The following is an 18,799-nucleotide window of genomic DNA, read 5'->3' on the forward strand; positions in this document are numbered from 1 at the left end:
GCCGGCCTATCCGCCGCCGCCGGCCAGCCGCGCGACGCAGCGCGCGAAGGCCGTGAGGTCGCGCCAGCGGTCACCCTCGGCGTCATGCCGTTCGAGCACGCCGCCGGCGGCTGCGATGGCGCCGTCGATCATCAGGTTGTCGGTGAGGCCGAAATCCTCGAGGCCCAGCCCCTCCGCGTCCTCCCAGCCGCCATCGGCGCGTCGGCGCGCGGCCGGGCCGAGGAACGCCCGCGTGCGGTCGAGGAAATCCGCCCCCGCATTGGTGTAGCCGAGCACCGGCCGGCCGAGGGCGCGCATGAAGCCCAGTTCGAAGACGGTCCCGGGATCGGCCGAAGGGCCGCGGAACGGCGTGAGATTGGCGATCAGCGCGCCGCAGGAGCGGATATGCGCCTCGTTGCCGAGGTAGATGCGCATCCAGTAGGGCCGTTCGGCCGGCGGCGCGGCGGGCGGCGGGTCGAGCGGGAAGACGCCCTCGAGCCCGTACGCGGCGCAGAGGCGCTTCTTCGCCGCCGCGATCTCGAGCGCGTCGGGCAGGAAGACCTCGGGGCCGGCGAGGTAGATTCGCATGGCCGCCGATCCTGCCTTGCGCCCCCGCCCCGCGCCATGCGCAATGCGGGCCATGGATGCCGAGGCGGAATACAACAACCGCGCCCGCGTGCCGGGCAGCGCGGAGATCATCGCAACCTGGATGCGGGATGCGGAGGCCTTCCGCACAACCTGGACGCGCAAGCGCCTGGACATCCGCTATGGCGATGCCGAGCCGGAACGGCTCGATCTGTTCCTGCCCGAAGCCGAGGGGCCCTGCCCGCTCGCGCTCTTCATCCATGGCGGCTATTGGCAGGCGCTCTCCCGCAGCGCGGTCAGCCATTTCGCGCGGGGGTTGTTGCTGAACGGGGTGGCGGTGGCGGTGCCCTCCTACGGGCTCTGCCCCGCCTATTCCCTCCGCACCATCGTCGAGCAGATCCGCCGCGCCGCGGCGGTGCTGTGCGTGACGACGCACCAGCGCATGCTCGCGGTCGGCCATTCGGCGGGCGGCCACCTCGCCGCCATGCTGCGCGCGACCGACTGGCCGGACTTCGCCCCCGGCCTCAGGGAAGACGTGGTGCCCGCGATCCTGCCGGTCTCCGGCGTCTTCGAACTGGAGCCGCTGCTGCCGACCACGATCGCCCGCGCGCTGGACCTGACGGCCGCGGAGGCGCGCGCCCTCTCGCCCCGCTTCCTGCCGCCGCCGGGCGGGGAGGTCCATGCCGTGGTGGGAGGCGCCGAAAGCGACGAGTTCCGCCGCCAGACACGCGACTTCGCCGCCGCATGGTCCGGCACGGCCGAGGAGATCCCCGGCGCGAACCACTTCACCGTGCTGGACCCGCTGACCGATCCGGCCCATCCGCTGACCCTCAGGGCGGCGGCGATGGCCCGGCGGCTTGCGTCCCTGTGAGGCTTCGCGCTTAACAGGGGCCGGAGAGCGACACCAAGGGGGGCTTCCATGATCGGGATCGGACGGCGCGGACTTCTCGCGGGCACGACGGGGCTTCTCGCCGCGCCCGGCATCCTGCACGCGCAGCCGGCGGGCGGGGTGAAGATCGGCCTCGTCGCCGTGCAGACCGGCCCGCAGGCGGCGCTCGGCAACCAGCTGAAGGACGGCTTCGCGCTCGGGCTGCGCCATCTCGATGGCCGGCTTGGCGGGCTCTCCGCCGAGACGATCGTGATCGACGACGAGCTCCGCCCCGAGGTCGCGGTCACCAAGGTGCGCGCGGCACTCGAGCGCGACCGGGTGGACTTCATCGTGGGCGTCGTCTTCTCCCACATCCTCGGCGCCATCATGCGGCCGGTGACGGAAGCGAACACCTTCCTCATCAGCACCAATGCCGGCCCCTCCACCTTCGCCGGGCGCGGGTGCAACCCGTTCTTCTTCACCACCTCCTACAACAACGACCAGGTCCATGCGGTGATGGGCCAGGTGTCGCAGGACAACGGCTACCGCCGCGTGTTCCTGATGACGCCAAACTACCAGGCCGGGCGCGACGCCATGGCGGGCTTCAAGTCGAAGTTCCGCGGCGAGGTGGTGGACGAGGTCTATGTGCCGCTCACGCAGCTCGACTTCTCGGCCGAGCTCGCGAAGATCGCCGCGGCGCGGCCGGATGCGATCTTCACCTTCATGCCGGGCGGGCTCGGCGTGAACCTGGTGCGGCAGTACCGCCAGGCCGGGCTCGCGAACATTCCCTTCCTCTCCACCTTCACGGTGGACGAGGCGACGCTGCCCGCGCAGGGCGCGGCCGCGGAGGGCTTCTTCTCCGCCGCCTCCTGGGCGCCGAACATGGACAACGCCCAGAACCAGCGCTTCGTGCGCGACTTCGAGGCGCAGTACAACTACGTGCCCGCCACCTACGCCGCGCAGGCCTATGATGGCGCGATGCTGCTCGATTCCGCGATCCGGCGGGTGGGGGGCAATCTGCGCGACAAGGACGCGCTGCGCGCGGCGATCCGCGCGGCCGATTTCCGCTCGGTGCGCGGCAACTTCCGCTTCGGCGCGAACCACTACCCGGTGCAGGATTTCTGGCTTCTGCGGGTCGCCCGCCGGGCGGACGGCAAGTTCCAGACCGAGACGGTGCGCAAGGTCTTCGAGAACGACGTGGACCCCTGGGCGGCCGAATGCCGGATGCGTTGATCCCGGCGTGACCACGCAACTGCTGCTGGTGCAGGCGCTGAACGGCCTGCAGCTCGGCATCCTCCTGTTCCTGGTCGCTGCGGGGCTGACGCTGGTGTTCGGGGTGATGGACTTCATCAACCTCGCCCATGGCGTGCAGTACATGCTCGGCGCCTATCTCGGCGCGGCCTTCGCCGCCGCGACCGGCTCCTTCTGGTGGGCGCTGCTGCTCGCCCTGCCGGCAGCACTCGCCGCGGGGCTGCTGCTCGAGGTGCTGGTTTTCCGGCACCTCTACGCACGCGACCACCTCAGCCAGGTGCTCGCGACCTTCGGCGTGATCCTCTTCGTCAACGAGGGCGTGAAGGTGGTCTGGGGCGCGGCGCCGCTGCAGGTGCCCGTGCCCGCGCTGCTCGAAGGCGGCATCGAGATCATGCCCGGGCTGCAATACCCGCTCTATCGCGTGGCGGTGCTGGCCGCCGGCATCGCCACCGCGCTCGGCCTGTGGTGGCTGGTCGAGCGCACGCGCGCGGGCATGCTGGTGCGCGCCGGCGCCACGAATGCGCCCATGGTCTCTGCGCTGGGGGTGGATATCGGGCGGCTGTTCACGCTGGTCTTCGCCTTCGGGGCCATGCTCGCGGGTTTCGCGGGCGTGCTGGCGGGGCCGATCTTCTCGGTCGAGCCGGGCATGGGCGACAACGTTCTGATCCTCGCCTTCGTCGTCATCGTGATCGGGGGCATCGGCTCGATCCGCGGCGCCTTCGTCGCGGCGCTGCTGGTCGGGCTGGTGGACACGCTCGGCAAGTCGCTGATGCCGGACCTGATGCGGCTGTTCCTCGACCCCTCCGCCGCGCGCCAGGCGGGCGCCGCGCTCGCCTCGATGCTCGTCTATGTCGCGATGGCGGCGATCCTCGCCTTCCGACCGGCGGGCCTGTTTCCCGTCCGGACCGGCTGAGGGCGATGCGCGAGGCCTGGCTGCCGCTCGCGGTGCTGCTCGCGCTCGGCCTCGCGCCGCTCGCGGGCTTCGGCGGATCCTACGAGACCACGCTGATGGCGCGCGCGATGATCCTTGCCATCGCCGCCGTCTCACTTGCCTTCCTCGTCGGCGGGGCGGGGCTGGTCAGCCTCGGCCATGCGGCCACGGTCGGCGTCGGGGCCTATGCGGTGGCGATCCTCGACGCCCATGGCGTGACCGAGGCGGCGCGCGTGCTGCCGGTGGCGATCGGCGCGGCGGCGCTGTTCTCGCTCGCCACGGGCGCGATCGCCATCCGCACCTCGGGCGTGCATTTCATCATGATCACGCTCGCCTTCGGGCAGATGGCCTTCTTCACCGCCTCCTCGCTCGCCGCCTATGGCGGGGATGACGGCTACACGCTCTACAGCCGGACGGAGGTGCTCGGCACGCGGCTGCTCGAGGACCGGCTCGCCTTCCACTACCTCTGCCTCGGCCTGCTCGCGCTCACCTGGGCCGCCTCGGCGATGCTGCTCGCCTCGCGCTTCGGCCGCGTGCTGCGCGCGGCGCGGGAGAACGCGCAGCGGGTCGAGGCGGTGGGCCTCGCGCCCTATCCGTTCCGCCTCACCGGCTATGTCATCGCCGGCGCGATCGGCGGCCTCGCCGGCTTCCTGCTGGCGAACGCGACCGAGTTCGTCTCCCCCGCCACGCTCTCCTGGCAGCGCTCGGGGGAGCTGCTGTTCATGGTCATCCTCGGTGGCGTCGGGCGGCTCTGGGGCGCGATCCTCGGCGCGTTGGTCTTCGTCGTGCTCGAGACCTGGCTCGCGCAGCAGATGCAGCACTGGAAACTCGTGTTCGGGCCGATGCTGATCCTCGCCGTGCTGTTCCTGCGCGGCGGCCTCGCGGGCGTGGTGGCGCGCCGCCATGGTTGAGCCGCTGCTGCGCCTCGATGCCCTGCGCAAGCACTATGGCGGGCTCGCCGTGACGGACGGCGTCAGCCTCGATGTGCTGCCGGGCGAGATCCACGCCGTCATCGGCCCCAATGGCGCGGGCAAGACGACGCTGATCCACGAGATCACGGGCCTTGTCGCGCCGGATTCGGGGCGCGTGCTGTTCGCCGGGCAGGACATCACGCGCCTGTCCCTGCCGCGCCGCGTGCGCGCGGGCCTCGCGCGGACCTTCCAGATCACCAGCGTGGTGCCGGGCTTCTCGGCGCTCGAGAATGTCGCGCTGGCGGCGCAGGCGCGCGCCGGATCCTCCTTCCGCTTCCTCCGCCCCGCCGCCGCCGAGGCCGCGCTGAACGAGGCGGCGATGGCGGCCCTCGCCGAGGTCGGCCTCGCCGACCGCGCCGCGGTGCCGGCCGGCGCGCTGAGCCATGGCGAGAAGCGCGCCCTCGAACTCGCCATCGCGCTCGCGACGCGCCCGCGGCTGCTGCTGCTCGACGAGCCGCTGGCCGGCGCCGGGCCGGAGGAGACGGAACGCCTCATCGCCCTCCTGACGCGGCTGAAATCGGCCTACACCATCCTGCTGGTCGAGCACGACATGCAGGCGGTCTTCGCGCTGGCCGACCGCGTCTCGGTGCTGGTCTATGGCCGCCTCATCGCCACCGGCACGGTCGAGGAGATCCGCGGCAACCCTGAGGTGCGCGCGGCCTATCTCGGCGAGGACGAGGCGTGATGCTCGCGGTCGAGAACCTGGTCGCGGGCTATCAGGGCAGCCGCGTGCTGCACGGCATCTCCTTCGCGGTCGGGGCGGGCGAGGTGGTCACGCTGCTCGGCCGCAACGGCATGGGCAAGACGACGACGGTGCGCGCGATCATGGGCCTGGTGCCGCCCACGGCCGGGCGCATCGCCTTCGCGGGCGCCGACGTCACCGGGCTGCCGCCGCACCGCATCGCGAGCCGCGGCATCGGCCTGGTGCCCGAGGGGCGGCAGGTGTTCCCGACGCTGACAGTGGAGGAGAACCTCGTCGCCACCGCCGCCAACCGCGCGGGCGGTGCGCCGCGCTGGACGCTGCCCGAGGTGCTCGCGCTCTTCCCGCGCCTTGCCGAACGCCGCCGCGCGCCGGGTGCGCGGCTTTCTGGCGGCGAGCAGCAGATGCTCGCCATCGGGCGCGCGCTGATGACCAATCCGCGCCTGCTGATCCTCGACGAGGCGACGGAAGGCCTCGCGCCCATCATCCGCGCCGAGATCTGGGCCGTGCTCGCGCGCCTGCGCGCCGAGGGGCAGGCGATCCTGCTGATCGACAAGAACCTCGCCGCGCTGACGCGGCTTGCCGACCGGCATGTCGTGATCGAGAAGGGCCGGGTCGTCTGGACCGGCACGAGCGAGGCCCTTTCCGCCGCGCCGGAAGTGCGCGACACCTACCTGCATGTCTGAAGGGAGGCAGCGACCATGACCGCACTGAGCGCCGGCATCACGCCCGCAGGCGAAGGGCTCGACGGCATCGTCTGGAACATCCTCGGCCAGACCTACAAGCCCGTCGCCTCCTGCGATTCCTGCTTCGCCTTCGACACCTTCTTCCCGCCCGGCACCTTCGTGCCGCCGCACATCCACACCACGCAGGACGAGTTCATCCGCGTCCTCGAGGGCCGCTTCGACCTGGTGCTGGACGGCAAGCCGGTGGTGGCCAAGGCAGGCGACCTGATCCGCATGCCGATGAACATCATGCACGGCATCTGGAACAAGTCCGAGGCGCCGGTGCGGGCGCTGTTCTGGGTCAGCCCCGCGCGCAGTCTCGAGACGCTGTTCCGCCGCATACACAACGTGCCCGACCCGGCGGAGGTCATCCGCATCGCCGCCGAGCACGAGGTGGAGTTCCTGCCGCCGCCGGGCTGAGGGGCCGGCGGCGAAGCGTCAGTCCCTCCTGCGCTTCGCCGCGAGGAACCCGCCGAGCATCCGCGCCGGCTCGTCGCTACGCCAGGACGCGCCGAAGGCCTCGATGCCCGCGGCAATGCCCTGGGTCGTGCTGCTGTCCTCCCAGCGGCGGATCAGCGCCTTCTGCGCGCGGATGGCCTGGGGGCCGGCCTCCAGCAGAAGGCGCAGCCACGCCTCGACCGCTGCAGCGAGCTCCGCATCCGGCACCACGCGCTCGACGAGGCCCCACGCCTCGGCCTCCGCCGCGCCGATCGTCTCGGCGAGCAGTAGCAGCCGCCGCGTGCGGCCCCAGCCGATCAGCCCGGGCAGCAGCGCGGCCTCGACCACCGAGGGGATGCCGACGCGCACCTCCGGCATGCCGAACTTCGCGGACTGCGACGCGATGCGAAGGTCGCAGGAGGCCGCCACCTCCAGCCCCGCGCCGAGGCACCAGCCGTGGATGCGCGCGATCACCGGCACCGGGCAGTCGCGCACCGCGCGGCAGCATCCATGGACGAGGCGGATGAAGGCCTGCGCCTCCTCCTCGCCGGGAATGGCCGCCATCACGGAGATGTCAGCCCCGCCGATGAAGGCGCGCGGCCCCGCGCCGGCCAGCACCACCGCGCGCAGCGCCGGATCCTGGCCGAGCGCGGCGAAGGCGGCGGCGAACTCCTCCATCAGCGGCGGATTCAGCGTGTTCAGCTTGGCGTCGTGGTCCACGACGATCTCGGCGACGCGTCCCTCATGCGTGCGGCGCACCGCGATTCGGCCTGCCATGTCTCGTCCTCCTTCCGCCCATCCTGCGCCACGCGGCAGACCGGGCAAAGGGCGGACGCACCGTTGACCGGCGGCGCCACCTTGGCCAATGACCGCCGGAACGCATCCGGAAGAGTCTCGCGCTGTGTCCTCGCTCACGATCGGGCTTCTCGTTCTCGCCCTCCTCCTTGTCGTGTTCTGGCCGCGTGGGCGGATCCGCCTCGATCAGGTCCATCGCGTGAGCGCGGAGGATCTCTGGCGTGTCGCCGCACCCCATCCGTCCCGGCCCAACCTGATGGACGCCATCGAGCGCTACGAATGGCGCCCGTGGTCGGACACCGAGGCGACCATCCACTACCGCGGCGGCCGGCGCGCGCGCTTTCGTCAGGCCCTGCGGCCCGAGAGCATGGAGGGCGACCAGGAACTGATCGTGCTGAACGAGCGCGGCGAGCCGGCCCAGCGCATGCTCTGCCGCTTCGCGGTGCGGCCGGATCCGGGCGGCGCGCGCCTCGTGATGGACATTGCCTTCGAGCGGATCGGCCCGCTCGGCCCGTCCCTGCTGCTGGATTCGCTGCTGCGCCCGCTGCTGCATCTCACGGTGCGGGCCGGCATCGCCGGCGCCCTGCGCAAGGCCGGGGCCTTCGATCGCTACGAGGCCGAGCACGGCCCGGCGCAGGCCGCACCGAGCGTGCTCGGGATGCGGCTGTCCTGGACGGCGCTGGCGCTCGCCGCGATCGCCTGCGGCTGGTGGGCCTGGTCCTTCGGGCCGTGGCTGACCCTCGCGCTGGTCGCCGGGCTGGTGCTGCACGAAGCGGGGCACGTGGCGGTGATGCGCGCCTTCGGCGACCGTTCCAGCGCCTTCTACTTCATCCCCTTCCTGGGCGGGGTGGCGATCGGGCGCATGCCGCACGCGCAGGACTGGCAGCATGCGGCGATGGTGCTGGGCGGGCCGGCGGCGGGCCTCGCCTCGGCGCTGGGCGCGGCGCTCCTCGGCTGGCTGCTGGACGAGCCCTTCCTGCTCGCCTGCGGCTACTTCTTCGCGCTGATCAACCTGATCAACATGGCGCCCGTGCCGCCGCTCGACGGCGGGCAGCTCACCATGCTCTCCCTGCGGCCCTTCCTGCCGGAGGCGGCGCTGCAGCGCGTGGGCAGCGGCCTCATCGCGGTGGGGCTCGGCATCGCGGCGTGGCGGGGCGATCCGATCCTGATCGGCCTCTTCGCCGTGATGCTCGCCTTCTCCCTGCTTCGCCCCACGCCGGCGGCGCAGGCCGCGCGGGAGGCGCTCGCGCGGCGGCACGCGGCCGGGCTCGTGATGATCACGCTCGGACTCGTGGCGCTGCTCGCGGGGCTGATGGCCGTGCTCGCCGCCGAAACCGGCTTCACCGGGCATGCCCGCGCCCTGGTCCGCGGGCCCTTTGCCGGATAGCGCGGATCAGCGCGGCGCGGCGAAGCCTGCCATCGCCGCATAGCCGCCCGCGATCGCCGCCAGTTCCTCGCGCGCGATCACGTCCTCGAGCCGCGCGAAGCCCTCGGGCGCGCGCTCGCTCACCACATCCACCACGCGCTCCGGCCCGCCGCGGCGGTTGCTGCGCACGATCTCGGCGGTCCGCGGCAGGCGCTCGGCCTCGTAGGCGGCAAGCGCCTCGGCCAGCGGCCGTTCGGCCAGCAGCGCGGCGAGGCAGCGCGCATCCAGCACCGCCTGCGAGGCGCCGTTCGATCCCACCGGGTACATCGGATGCGCCGCATCGCCGAGCAGCGTCACGCGGCCCTTCGTCCACCAGGGCAGCGGGTCGCGGTCGCACATCGGGTATTCCCAGAACTCGGGCGTGGCGCGCACCAGGGATTCCACGTCGAGGAAGGGGATGCGGAAGCGCGCCACATGCGGCAGCACCTCCTCGAGCCGGCCGAGGCGCGACCAGTCCTCGCGCCGCGGCGGCGGGCGCGTCGCGTCGCCGATCTGCGCGCAGACCACCCAGTTGGTGAGCATCATCCCCGGCCGCGAGCCGCGCGCGATCGGATACAGCACCAGCTTCTCGCGCATGTCGCCGGCGACGATCATGGTGTCGCCGCCCTCGTATTCGGGCCATTCGACGGCGCCGCGCCACATCTGGATGCCGTTCCAGCGGATGCCGCCGTCATCGGGGTGCAGCGTGGCGCGCACCACCGAATGGATGCCGTCCGCGCCCACCAGCACCTCGCCATGGGCCGAGCGGCCGTCGGCGAAGCGCGCCGTCACGCCGGACCCGTCCTGCTCGAAGCCCGCGAGGCGCGCGCCGGTCACCAGCGCCTCCGGCCCCAGCCTCTCACGCGCGGCCTGCCACAGCACCTCGTGCAGATGGCCGCGATGGATGGAGAATTGCGGCACCTCGTGCCCGGCCCAGGTGCCGCGCTTCTCGACCCAGATCTCCTGGCCGAAGCGGTTCAGGTAGCGCAGTTCGCGCGTGCGCACCGCCACCGCGTCAAGCGCCGGCAAGAGGCCGAGCGCGGCGAGTTCGCGGATGGCGTGCGGCAGCGTGTTGATGCCGACGCCGAGCGGGCGGACACGCTCCGCCGCCTCGAAGACCCGGCAGGCGATGCCGCGCTCATGCAGCGAGAGCGCGAGCGTGAGCCCGCCGATCCCGCCCCCGGCGATCAGGACCTCCATCAGCCTTCTCCGTCAGTCCTGCGCCCCGTCGGCCGGCGCGGCGGATTCCTCGGGCCAGGCGGCGCGCGCCTCCGCCCGCCGCTTCACCGCGCAGGCCAGCGCCGCGACGCCGAGCCCCGTGGCGACGGCGGCCGCGCCTGCAAGCGCGGCGCCGGCCATCCCGGCCATTGCCAGACGAAGGATCATCACGCCCCCCTTACCCGCCATGCGGGCATGAATGCGCATTACACACGCTACACTGGCGCCCGGCGGGGGCAGACCTTAGCCTCCGCCGCGGCGCCGCACCTGCTGTAGCGCCATCCCTTGGGAGGAACCAGACATGAGCACCCAACGCCGCGCCCTGCTTGGCGCCGGTCTTGCTGCCGCCACGCTTCCTTTCCTTGGCCGCGCCGAGGCCGCCGCCCCCTTCATCGGCCGCGGCGCGCCCGCCTGGTACCGCTTCCGCTTCGGCGAGTACGAGGCGACGATCGTCTCGGACGGCGCGCTGCCGCTCGGCAAGGCCGAGGATTCCTTCGTCGGCGCGGCACCCGGCGAGGTGAACGCGATGATGCGCGCGGCCATGCTCGACCCCTCCAATGCGTTGCTCGAGCAGAACGCGCTCGTGCTCAACACGGGGCGGCACCTGATCCTCTTCGACACCGGCATGGGCGACAGCATGGGCCCGGCCAGCCAGATGTTCGGCCCCACCACCGGGCGGCTGCTGCGCAACCTGCGGCAGGCGGGCATCGATCCTGCGCAGATCGACCTCGTCGTGGTCTCCCACGGGCATTGCGACCATTGCTGGGCGCTGGTGGACGCCAACGGCAACCGCAACTTCCCCAACGCGCAGGTCGCCATCTCCGAGGCCGACCTGAACTACTGGACCAACGACGCGAACATCCGCGGCCCGGCCTTCATGGAGCCCTTCATCCGCGGCGCGCAGAAGAACCTCAACGCCTATCGCGACCGGATGGTGATGCTCCGCGACGGGCAGGAGGTGGTGCCCGGCGTGACCGCCATCTCAGCCCCCGGCCATACGGTCGGCCACACCATCTTCGCGGTCTCCTCAGGCCCGCGCGTGATGGTCTATACGGGCGACCTCGCGCATCACCACGTGCTGCTGCTGCGGCGCCCGCTGCTCGAATTCGCCTTCGACACCGACCCGAAGCAATCCGCGCAGACGCGCGCGCGGCTGCTCGACCGCTTCGCGACCGACCTTCCGCTCGTGATGTCCTACCACTTCCCCTGGCCCGGCCTCGGCCATGTGGTGAAGGAGGGGCAGGGCTACGCCTGGCTGCAGGCGCCGATGGACGTGACCAGCCTAGGCTGAAGGGCGCACCGGCGCCGGGGGGGCTGGCGACGCCCTCCCCACCGGTCGTCAGCCCTGCGGCCGGGTCTTCCTGTCGGGCAGCGGCCGCAGGGCGCGGATGCGTTCGGCAATGTCCGGGCGCCCCGCCTCCAGCGCCAGGAAGGCAGCCTCGTCGCGGGCGATCTCGTAGCCGAGGCGGTAGCCCTCGCCGCTCGCGGCCTCCATGCTGCGGCTCAGGCGGGCGGCGATGCCGCGTGTCGGGTCGTTCATGGGTCTTTTCCCGGGTGCGAGGGCCGCGATCCCGCGCCTTTCCGCCCCGCCCGGGCTTGCCGCACCGGCCCCGCCGGTGCAAGGTCCGGCCGCTCCGGCCGCCCCCCCTGCGGGCGCGGCCCGCATCCCTTCGCGCGGTAGAGGACAGGCATGGCCAAGATCAAGGTGAAGACCCCCGTCGTCGAGATGGACGGGGACGAGATGACCCGCATCATCTGGGGGTTCATCAAGGACAAGCTGATCCTGCCCTACCTCGACATCGACCTGAAGTATTTCGACCTCGGCATCCAGAAGCGCGACGAGACGGACGACCAGATCACGGTCGATGCGGCCAACGCGACCAAGCAGTACGGCGTGGCCGTGAAATGCGCCACCATCACGCCGGACGAGGCCCGCGTGAAGGAGTTCGGCCTCAAGAAGATGTGGAAGTCCCCCAACGGGACCATCCGCAACATCCTCGACGGCACGATCTTCCGCGAGCCGATCATCTGCAAGAATGTGCCGCGCCTGGTGCCGCACTGGTCGAAGCCGATCGTCGTCGGCCGCCACGCCTATGGCGACATCTACCGCGCCGCCGAGACCAAGATCCCCGGCCCCGGCACCGCGACCCTGACCTGGACGCCGGCCGGCGGCGGCGAGCCGATCACGATGGAAGTGACGAACTTCCCCGAGGGCGGCGGCGTGCTGATGGGCATGCACAACACCCGCAAGTCCATCACCGGCTTCGCCCGCGCCTGCCTCAACTACGGCCTCGCGCGCGGCTACCCGGTGTACCTCTCGCACAAGAACACGATCCTCAAGGCCTATGACGGCGAGTTCAAGGACATCTTCCGCAGGGTGTTCGACGAGGAATTCGCCGACAAGTACAAGGCCGCCGGCCTGACCTACGAGGACCGCCTGATCGACGACATGGTGGCCTGCGCGCTGAAGTGGGAAGGCGGCTATGTCTGGGCGTGCAAGAACTACGACGGCGACGTGCAGTCCGACATCGTGGCGCAGGGCTTCGGCTCGCTCGGCCTGATGACCTCGGTGCTGCTCTCCCCCGACGGCAAGACCGTGGAATCCGAGGCGGCGCACGGCACGGTGACGCGCCACTACCGCGAGCACCAGAAGGGCCGCGAGACCAGCACGAACCCGATCGCCTCGATCTTCGCCTGGACGCGCGGCCTCGCCTATCGCGGCAAGTTCGACGACACGCCCGATGTCGTCCGCTTCGCCGAGACGCTCGAGCAGGTCTGCATCGAGACGGTCGAGAGCGGCTACATGACCAAGGACCTCGCGATCCTGATCAGCAAGGACCAGCCCTGGCTCAACACCCAGGCCTTCCTCGCCAAGCTGGACGAGAACCTGAAGAAGAAGATGGGCTGAGCGCCAGCCCGGCCGGGTCACCAAGCCCGGCCGGACCGAACTCGCCCCGGCCCGCGCCCGCGGGTCGTGGCGCCGGCCGGCGCCACGCCCTACACTCGGGCCATGGCCCCTTCCCGCGCCAGCCCTCATGGACGCGCCGGCCGCTGATACCGGCCGGCCGCTGTCCCGGCGCGTGCGGCGCCGCGCCGTCGCGCGCGCGCTGATGCTCGCGCGCCTCGGCAAGCCTTCCATTCTCGAGGCGCTGCCGGCGACGGCCGAGTTGCGGCCCGCGGCCGAGATCGGCCGCTTCGTCCGCCTCGCCCTCGCCGCCGCGGCGCTTTCGCTGGCGGTGCTGGTCTACATCGCCTGGGCCGACTGGGGCTTCGCGATGAACGAGGAGGAGCCGCTGTCGGACTACCTTCTCCATCTCGCCGATCTCGCCCTCAGCGACTGGATGCTCCTGCCCGGCGGCCTGCTTCTCCTGGCCGGGCTGCTCCAGTTGTGGCGCAGGCGGCAGCCCGAATGGGTGCGGATCAGCCTCTCGCGCGAGGAGGCCAAGGTGGAAGGCCCGGGCGGCACCTGGACGACCCCGATCGCGGCGTTCAGCGCGGTCGCGGTGCGCAAGCGCCCGGGCTTCGCCGTCCGCGGCACGAACCACACGTCGAACGTGAACCGCCGGATCCAGGCGGGCACGACCTACGCGCTCTTCGAACGGGAGACGCTGTGGTGGGTGGAACTCGTCCATCCCGATCCCGAGCGGTCGCTGCCGGTCTGGGCGCATTTCGGGGATTTCGCCGGCCCCGGGGCCGAGCGCGCGGCACGCGGCTTCGCCCAGCGCTTCGGGCTGCCGCTCGAATCCCTCGCCGCGCCGGCGACGCGCGCCTAGCATCCTTCGCGCTCGCCCCGGCTCTCGGAAAGGCCCCCCTCGCCTTCGCGCGCTTCGCCACCCGATCCGGCGTTTCCACCCGGGCGCGATCTGGTCCAGGATTCGTCCATGGCCTTCCCTTCCATCCTCGACTGGATCGCGCTCGGCGTCTTTGTCGCCTGCTGGGTGGTCTATGCGCTGGTGGTGGACCGCGTGCCGGCCATCCGCGCGCGCAGCGTGATCGCGGCGATGGACGAGCACCGGCGGCGCTGGATGATCGCCGCCCTGCCGCGCGAGAACCGCATCGCCGACATCGCGGCGATCGGCAACCTGATGTCCTCGGTCTCCTTCCTCGCCACCACCTCGATCCTGATCCTGGGCGGGCTCGTCGCGATGCTGGCCGCGCCGGACATCGGGCGGCGCGTGGTCGCGGCCCTTCCCTGGGGCGCGGTGCCGGACGACATGATGTGGGAGGTGAAGATCGGCCTGCTGCTGCTGATCTTCGTCAACGCCTTCTTCGAACTGACCTGGGCGCTGCGCCAGTTCAACTACACCTGCACCCTGGTGATGGCGATGCCGCAGGATGCGCAGGCGCTGCGCCATGCCGAGGCGGCGGCGCGGCTCGCCAACCGCGCGGCGCGGCATTTCAACACCGGGCTGCGCTCCTACTATTTCGGCCTCGCCGCCCTCGCCTGGATCGTCCATCCCATCGCGCTGATGGTCGCGAGCCTGCTCGTGCTGCGTGAGCTGCACCGGCGCGAGTTCCGCTCCGCCGCGCGCGACGCGCTCACGCCGCACTAGGCCGTCAGGGCACAGCGAGCCGCCGGCCCGGCAGGGCGCCCGCGGTCAGCGCGCAGGTCTCGCGCAGCGCGGACGCCGGCGGCGCGATGGCAATCGGCTGGCCGGTGCAGGCGCCCCTTCCCGGCGTGTCGAGCCGCCGCTCGATCGCAAACAGCTCGCGCAGCCGCCCCTCGGCGTCGAAGTCGTGGAACAGGTAGGACATGGCGCAGCAGCCGTCGCGGGCGAGCGCGACCAGCCGCCCCGCCCCGTCGCGCGAGAAGCCGAGGCCGCTGAGCTCGCCCGCCCGGCGGAAGCGGGCCTCCTCCGGCCGCATCAGCCAAAGGTCCCAGGCGGTGTTGACGTTGCCGCCGATCACCGGAACCCAGAGATCCGCGGCGCGGTCGCCATTCGCATCGGCGAGCCTCGGGCGCACCTCCGGCAAGTCGGATTCGACCTCGATGCGCTGCGCCTCGACCCCGCCTTCCTGCACCAGGATGGTCCAGCGATCCCCGACCGCGACGGCCTGCAGCACCAGCGGCGGGGCGCCGGGCCGGCTCGCGCGCAGCGTCGCCCGCGTCGCTTCCGCCGCCGTCCCGGCGAAGGCCAGCAGCGCGAGCAGGGCCAGCGCGCGGCACCTCATCGCCCGTGCCGCGCCAGCACGGCGCGCAGCGCGGCGAGATCGAGCGCCTCCACCTTCGCGCGCCGGCCCGTCCGGCCATCGCGGCCGGTGATGGTCGTGGCCATGGTCATGGCGTTCAGCACCGCTTCCTCCACCGCCTCCGCCGCCGCGACGAAGAGGGGCGACATGCGATCATTCGGCCAGTCGGCGATGATGGCCTGGTGGGCGCGCCGTTCCGCCGTGCGCCGCACGCCCGGATGGGTGGCGAAGGCGATGGCGTAGTCGCCCGAGCCGTCGCTGAAGGCCGCCCCCGTGCGGGCGAGCCCGGCCATCGCGCGCGCGGCAAGGCGCGAGAGGTTGCGGTCGGACAGCGGCGCATCAGTGGCGATCACCACCATGACGGAACCATCGGCATCGCCGCGGTCGGTATGCTCCTTCAGATACCATCTGCTGAGTTCGCGGCCGACGGGGATGCCGTCCATCGTCAGCGCGCCGCCGTAGTTCGCCTGCACCAGCGCGCCGAGCGTCCAGCCGCCGAGCGGCGGCGGCAGCAGGCGCGAGGCGGTGCCGATACCGCCCTTGAAGCCGAAGGCGACGGTGCCCGTCCCGGCGCCGACGCTGCCCTCGGCGACGGGGCCGCCGGCGGCGCCGTCCAGCGCGGCGAGGACATGCTCGCGCGTCACGCCGCGGGCCCGGATGTCGTTCAGCCGCCCGTCATTGGTCTCGCCGACCACGGCATTGACCGACACCGCCTCCGGGTTGCGGGCGAGCGTCCAGTCCACCAGCGCCTCCACCGCGCGCCCGACAGCGAGCGTGTTGGTCAGCACGATGGGCGTCTCGATCTCGCCGAGTTCGGCGAGTTGCGTCGCGCCGGCGAGCTTGCCGAAGCCGTTCATCACCGAAAGCCCCGCCGGCACCCGATCGGCGAAGGGATTGCCCGGATGCGGCAGGATGGCGGTCACGCCGGTGCGCGTGCCCTCGCCCTCGATCAGCGTGACATGGCCGACGCGCAGGCCGGCCACATCGGTGATGGCATTGAGCGCGCCGGGGCGGAAGATGCCGGGGGCGAGGCCAAGGTCGCGGGCGCGGAGCCGTGCATCCGCGCCGCCCGCCGTCATGCCGCGACGCCGTGCGCGAGCGTCTCCCGCACCGCCGCCAGTGCCTCGGCCGCCCGGCTGCCGTCCGGCCCGCCGGCCTGCGCCATGTCCGGCCGCCCGCCGCCGCCCTTGCCGCCGACCGCCGCCGAGGCCGCGCGCACCAGCGACACGGCATCGGCCTTGCCCTTCGCGGCCTCGCCGGTCGCGACCACGATGGAAGCCTTGCCCTCCGCCGTGCTGACCAGCGCCACCACATCCGCCGTGCCGCCCTTGAGGATGGCTTCGGCCAGGCCCTTGAGGTCGCGCGGCGGGACCTCGCCAAGATCGCGCAGCGCCACGCGCAGCCCGGCCACGGTCTCGACCTCCGCGCCGGCGCCGCCGGTGGCGAGCTTCTTGCGCAGCTCCGCCACCTCGCGCTCCAGCTTGCGCCGTTCCTCGACCAGCGCGGCGATGCGGGAGGCGAGCTCGCCCGGCTGCGCCTTCAGCACCGCGGCGGCGGCCGTCAGGCTCTCCTCCATCTCGGCGATGTAGGCGAGCGCGGCATCGCCGGTGACGGCCTCGACGCGGCGGATGCCGGCCGAGACCGCGCCCTCGGAGACGATCTTGAACAGCCCGATGTCGCCCGTGCGCCGCACATGCGTGCCGCCGCAGAGCTCCAGCGAATAGACGCCGTGCTTCTCCACCGCCGCCGGGTCATGGCCCATGCCGACGACGCGGACCTCCTCGCCATACTTCTCGCCGAACAGGGCCATGGCGCCGGCCTCGACGGCGGCCTCGGGCGTCATCAGGCGCGTCGTGACCTCGGCGTTCTCGCGGATGCGGGCGTTCACCTCGGCCTCGACCCAGTGCAGGTCCTCCTCGGTCATCGGCGTGGGCTGGGAGACGTCGAAGCGCAGCCGGTCCGGCGCGTTCAGCGAACCCTTCTGCGCGACATGGGTGCCGAGGCGGCGGCGCAGCGCCTCATGCAGCAGGTGGGTCGCGGAGTGGTGCGCGCGGATCCTCGAACGGCGGTCGTGATCCACCTCCGCCTGGACCGCGAGCCCGACCCGCGCCTCCCCGTGCACCACCGTGCCGATATGGACGTGCAGCGCGCCGAGCTTCTTCTGCGTGTCGCGCACCTCGATCCGGCAGGCCGGACCCGCCTGGATGATGCCGGTGTCTCCGACCTGGCCGCCGGATTCCGCGTAGAAGGGCGTCTGGTTCAGCAGCACCGCGACCTCGGCGCCGACCGCCGCGGAGTCCACCGGCTTGCCGTCCTTCACGATGGCGACGATCTCGCCCTCGGCGGTCTCGGTCGTGTAGCCGAGGAACTCGGTCGCACCGACCTTCTCCTTGAGATCGAACCAGACGCCCTCGGTCGCCGCCTCGCCCGAGCCCGCCCAGGCGGCGCGGGCGCGGCGCTTCTGCTCGGCCATCGCCGCGTTGAAGCCCTCCACATCCACCGCCCGGCCCTCGGCGCGCAGCGCGTCCTGCGTGAGGTCGAGGGGGAAGCCGTAGGTGTCGTAGAGGCGGAAGGCGACATCGCCGGGCAGGGTCTGGCCGCTGCCGAGTTTCGCCGTCTCCTCGGCCAGCAGATGCAGGCCGCGCTCGAGCAGCGAGCGGAAGCGCGTCTCCTCGAGGCGCAGCGTCTCGCTGATCAGCGCCTCGGCACGCACCAGTTCCGGATAGGCCGCGCCCATCTGCCGCACCAGCGCGGGCAGCAGCCGGTGCATCAGCGGCTCGCGCGAGCCCATCATGTGCGCGTGGCGCATGGCGCGCCTCAGGATGCGGCGCAGCACATAGCCGCGCCCCTCGTTCGAGGGCAGCACGCCGTCGGCGATCAGGAAGGCGCCGGCGCGCAGATGGTCGGCGACCACGCGGTGGCTCACGCGGAACGGGCCGTCGGGTTCCTGCCCCGTGGCCTCGGCGGAGGCGAGGATGATCGCGCGCAGCGTGTCGGTGTCGTAGTTGTCGTGCTTGCCCTGCAGGATGGCGGCGAAGCGTTCGAGCCCCATGCCGGTGTCGATCGAGGGCTTGGGCAGCGGGTTGCGCACGCCCGGCGGATCCTCGAGGAACTGCATGAAGACCAGGTTCCAGATCTCGATGAACCGGTCGCCATCCGCGTCCGGGGAACCGGGCGGGCCGCCGGGGATCTTGTCGCCATGGTCGAAGAAGATCTCGGAGCACGGGCCGCAGGGGCCGGTGTCGCCCATGCGCCAGAAATTGTCGGAGGTCGGGATGCGGATGATGCGGCTGTCCGGCAGGCCCGCGACCTTCTTCCAAATCGCCGCCGCCTCGTCGTCCTCGGAATATACGGTGACCAGCAGGCGGTCCTTCGGCAGCGCGAAATCCTTCGTCAGCAGCTCCCACGCATAGGGGATGGCGGCTTCCTTGAAGTAGTCGCCGAAGGAGAAGTTCCCCAGCATCTCGAAGAAGGTGTGGTGGCGCGCGGTGTAGCCGACATTGTCGAGGTCGTTGTGCTTGCCGCCCGCGCGCACGGATTTCTGCGCCGTGGTGGCGCGCTTGTAGGGGCGCTTCTCCTGCCCGGTGAAGACGTTCTTGAACTGCACCATGCCGGAGTTCGCGAACATCAGCGTCGGGTCGTTGCGCGGCACGAGCGGCGAGGACTCCACCACCTCGTGCCCGTTGCGGCGGAAGTAGTCGAGGAAGGTGGCGCGGATGTCGTTGCTGCTCGTCATGTCCGAT

20 protein-coding genes are annotated in these 18,799 nt (G+C 71.9%); 12 read left to right on the top strand and 8 right to left on the bottom strand.

All coding sequences use genetic code 11. The annotated features are described in order from the left end of the window. Nucleotides 1-6 precede the first annotated feature (6 nt). On the bottom strand, nt 7-567 hold the full coding sequence (locus FHS88_RS06340; protein WP_184482554.1) for a nucleoside 2-deoxyribosyltransferase: 561 nt from the start codon (nt 565-567) through the stop codon (nt 7-9). Between the two features lie 52 nt (nt 568-619). Between FHS88_RS06340 and FHS88_RS06345 the strand changes: the two genes are divergently transcribed. The 7 genes from FHS88_RS06345 to FHS88_RS06375 are packed head-to-tail and all read left to right on the top strand — an operon-like array spanning nt 620 to nt 6,430. Then, on the top strand, nt 620-1,435 hold the full coding sequence (locus FHS88_RS06345; protein ID WP_184482556.1) for an alpha/beta hydrolase: 816 nt from the start codon (nt 620-622) through the stop codon (nt 1,433-1,435). Nucleotides 1,436-1,483: 48 nt separating this feature from the next. Further along, nucleotides 1,484-2,665 carry an ABC transporter substrate-binding protein gene (locus tag FHS88_RS06350; RefSeq protein ID WP_184482558.1) on the top strand — a complete coding sequence of 394 codons (1,182 nt, stop codon included), beginning with the start codon at nt 1,484-1,486 and terminating at the stop codon, nt 2,663-2,665. Between the two features lie 7 nt (nt 2,666-2,672). Next, nucleotides 2,673-3,596, top strand: coding sequence for an ABC transporter permease subunit (locus FHS88_RS06355; RefSeq protein ID WP_184482560.1), 924 nt, complete (start codon nt 2,673-2,675; stop codon nt 3,594-3,596). Between the two features lie 5 nt (nt 3,597-3,601). Then, the gene (locus FHS88_RS06360; RefSeq protein ID WP_184482562.1) at nt 3,602-4,525 is read left to right on the top strand and encodes a branched-chain amino acid ABC transporter permease; all 924 of its coding nucleotides are present in this window, start codon (nt 3,602-3,604) and stop codon (nt 4,523-4,525) included. Then, nucleotides 4,518-5,270 carry an ABC transporter ATP-binding protein gene (locus FHS88_RS06365; RefSeq protein ID WP_184482564.1) on the top strand — a complete coding sequence of 251 codons (753 nt, stop codon included), beginning with the start codon at nt 4,518-4,520 and terminating at the stop codon, nt 5,268-5,270. The genes FHS88_RS06360 and FHS88_RS06365 overlap by 8 nt, the downstream gene beginning before the upstream one ends. After that, nucleotides 5,270-5,971: an ABC transporter ATP-binding protein gene (locus FHS88_RS06370; RefSeq protein WP_184482566.1), complete on the top strand. Its 702-nt coding sequence runs from the start codon at nt 5,270-5,272 to the stop codon at nt 5,969-5,971. The genes FHS88_RS06365 and FHS88_RS06370 overlap by 1 nt, the downstream gene beginning before the upstream one ends. Nucleotides 5,972-5,986: 15 nt before the next feature. Next, on the top strand, nt 5,987-6,430 hold the full coding sequence (locus FHS88_RS06375) for a cupin domain-containing protein (protein ID WP_184482568.1): 444 nt from the start codon (nt 5,987-5,989) through the stop codon (nt 6,428-6,430). Nucleotides 6,431-6,448: 18 nt separating this feature from the next. Here the strand turns inward: FHS88_RS06375 and FHS88_RS06380 are convergent, their stop codons facing one another. Next, nucleotides 6,449-7,225 (bottom strand): enoyl-CoA hydratase, encoded by a 777-nt coding sequence (locus FHS88_RS06380; protein WP_184482570.1) that lies wholly within the window; start codon nt 7,223-7,225, stop codon nt 6,449-6,451. A gap of 124 nt (nt 7,226-7,349) precedes the next feature. On the opposite strand from FHS88_RS06380, the gene FHS88_RS06385 reads away from it, so the two are divergent. Next, nucleotides 7,350-8,630: a zinc metalloprotease gene (locus FHS88_RS06385; RefSeq protein ID WP_184482572.1), complete on the top strand. Its 1,281-nt coding sequence runs from the start codon at nt 7,350-7,352 to the stop codon at nt 8,628-8,630. A 6-nt stretch (nt 8,631-8,636) separates the two neighbouring features. Here FHS88_RS06385 and FHS88_RS06390 read toward each other — a convergent pair whose 3' ends face one another. After that, entirely contained in the window at nt 8,637-9,848 is a 1,212-nt protein-coding gene (locus FHS88_RS06390; protein WP_184482574.1) for a flavin-dependent oxidoreductase, read from the bottom strand. Between the two features lie 12 nt (nt 9,849-9,860). Further along, complete coding sequence (locus FHS88_RS06395) at nt 9,861-10,034, bottom strand: hypothetical protein (protein ID WP_184482576.1); 174 nt, start codon at nt 10,032-10,034, stop codon at nt 9,861-9,863. 133 nt (nt 10,035-10,167) lie between these two features. On the opposite strand from FHS88_RS06395, the gene FHS88_RS06400 reads away from it, so the two are divergent. After that, a complete protein-coding gene (locus tag FHS88_RS06400) occupies nt 10,168-11,157 on the top strand; it encodes an MBL fold metallo-hydrolase (RefSeq protein WP_184482578.1) in 990 nt (329 codons plus the stop codon). Between the two features lie 48 nt (nt 11,158-11,205). Here FHS88_RS06400 and FHS88_RS06405 read toward each other — a convergent pair whose 3' ends face one another. Then, the gene (locus tag FHS88_RS06405; protein ID WP_184482580.1) at nt 11,206-11,406 is read right to left on the bottom strand and encodes a hypothetical protein; all 201 of its coding nucleotides are present in this window, start codon (nt 11,404-11,406) and stop codon (nt 11,206-11,208) included. Nucleotides 11,407-11,556: 150 nt separating this feature from the next. On the opposite strand from FHS88_RS06405, the gene FHS88_RS06410 reads away from it, so the two are divergent. The 3 genes from FHS88_RS06410 to FHS88_RS06420 all read left to right on the top strand — a co-directional run bounded on the left by FHS88_RS06410 (nt 11,557) and on the right by FHS88_RS06420 (nt 14,419). Then, nucleotides 11,557-12,774: an NADP-dependent isocitrate dehydrogenase gene (locus tag FHS88_RS06410; protein ID WP_184482582.1), complete on the top strand. Its 1,218-nt coding sequence runs from the start codon at nt 11,557-11,559 to the stop codon at nt 12,772-12,774. 172 nt (nt 12,775-12,946) lie between these two features. Beyond that, a complete protein-coding gene (locus tag FHS88_RS06415) occupies nt 12,947-13,639 on the top strand; it encodes a hypothetical protein (protein WP_184482584.1) in 693 nt (230 codons plus the stop codon). A 108-nt stretch (nt 13,640-13,747) separates the two neighbouring features. Further along, nucleotides 13,748-14,419 (top strand): DUF599 domain-containing protein, encoded by a 672-nt coding sequence (locus FHS88_RS06420; RefSeq protein ID WP_184482586.1) that lies wholly within the window; start codon nt 13,748-13,750, stop codon nt 14,417-14,419. 4 nt (nt 14,420-14,423) lie between these two features. On the opposite strand, the gene FHS88_RS06425 is transcribed toward FHS88_RS06420, so the two are convergent. From FHS88_RS06425 to alaS, 3 genes are read right to left on the bottom strand one after another with little or no spacing between them, the layout of a single operon-like run. After that, nucleotides 14,424-15,038: a hypothetical protein gene (locus FHS88_RS06425; RefSeq protein WP_184482588.1), complete on the bottom strand. Its 615-nt coding sequence runs from the start codon at nt 15,036-15,038 to the stop codon at nt 14,424-14,426. Beyond that, nucleotides 15,035-16,135, bottom strand: a complete 1,101-nt coding sequence (locus FHS88_RS06430) for a DmpA family aminopeptidase (protein WP_184482590.1) — start codon at nt 16,133-16,135, stop codon at nt 15,035-15,037. Before FHS88_RS06430 ends, FHS88_RS06425 begins: the two co-directional genes overlap by 4 nt. Continuing rightward, entirely contained in the window at nt 16,132-18,792 is a 2,661-nt protein-coding gene (gene alaS / locus FHS88_RS06435) for an alanine--tRNA ligase (RefSeq protein ID WP_184482593.1), read from the bottom strand. The genes FHS88_RS06430 and alaS overlap by 4 nt, the downstream gene beginning before the upstream one ends. Nucleotides 18,793-18,799: the final 7 nt, after the last annotated feature.

Origin of the sequence: Neoroseomonas alkaliterrae, assembly GCF_014199195.1 — a bacterium.
Lineage (GTDB): Bacteria > Pseudomonadota > Alphaproteobacteria > Acetobacterales > Acetobacteraceae > Neoroseomonas > Neoroseomonas alkaliterrae.